Source organism: Photobacterium japonica, assembly GCF_050337005.1.
GTDB classification, from domain to species: Bacteria; Pseudomonadota; Gammaproteobacteria; order Enterobacterales; family Vibrionaceae; genus Photobacterium; species Photobacterium japonica.
On the sequence record NZ_JAKJSN010000135.1, the window covers coordinates 1 to 768 of the forward strand.

The window sequence follows — 768 nt, forward strand, 5'->3', positions numbered from 1 at the left end:
GAATACGTGAATACGTTCCCGGGCCTTGTACACACCGCCCGTCACACCATGGGAGTGGGCTGCACCAGAAGTAGATAGCTTAACCCTTCGGGGAGGGCGTTTACCACGGTGTGGTTCATGACTGGGGTGAAGTCGTAACAAGGTAGCCCTAGGGGAACCTGGGGCTGGATCACCTCCTTAAACGATAGACTGCTGTTTTATGCAGTGTCCACACAGATTGCTTGGTCGAAATGTAAGAGAGCATCTAAGTTGCCCAACAACTTAGAAAAACTAAGTCCCGTTCGTCTAGAGGCCTAGGACACCGCCCTTTCACGGCGGTAACAGGGGTTCGACTCCCCTACGGGACGCCACTTAGGGTCGTTAGCTCAGTTGGTAGAGCAGTTGACTTTTAATCAATTGGTCGCAGGTTCGAATCCTGCACGACCCACCATCTCCTCCACAGGCGATGTAAAACTAATGTGGGCGATTAGCTCAGTTGGGAGAGCACCTGCCTTACAAGCAGGGGGTCACTGGTTCGAGCCCGGTATCGCCCACCACTTCTCTTCTAGAGAACGTCCCCTAAGACGTAAAACATACGGGGCTATAGCTCAGCTGGGAGAGCGCTTCGCTGGCAGCGAAGAGGTCAGCGGTTCGATCCCGCTTAGCTCCACCACTCTCTAAATACATTCGCAAGAGTGTGATTAGAAAGTGGATATCTAACGATAAACACARTGTTCTTTAACAATTTGGAAAGCTGACTAGTAAGTGATCGAAAGATCACACTAATAG

Annotated in this window: 4 tRNA genes and 1 rRNA gene; all 5 read left to right on the forward strand. The window is 51.0% G+C overall.

What is annotated here, in order from left to right:
- Positions 1-180, forward strand: a 16S ribosomal RNA gene (locus tag L4C36_RS23825); the annotation flags it as partial.
- A gap of 94 nt (positions 181-274) precedes the next feature.
- Positions 275-350, forward strand: a tRNA-Glu gene (locus L4C36_RS23830).
- A gap of 4 nt (positions 351-354) precedes the next feature.
- Positions 355-430, forward strand: a tRNA-Lys gene (locus tag L4C36_RS23835).
- A 30-nt stretch (positions 431-460) separates the two neighbouring features.
- Positions 461-536: transfer RNA gene (locus tag L4C36_RS23840), tRNA-Val, on the forward strand.
- Between the two features lie 40 nt (positions 537-576).
- Positions 577-652, forward strand: a tRNA-Ala gene (locus L4C36_RS23845).
- The last annotated feature ends 116 nt before the right edge of the window (positions 653-768 follow it).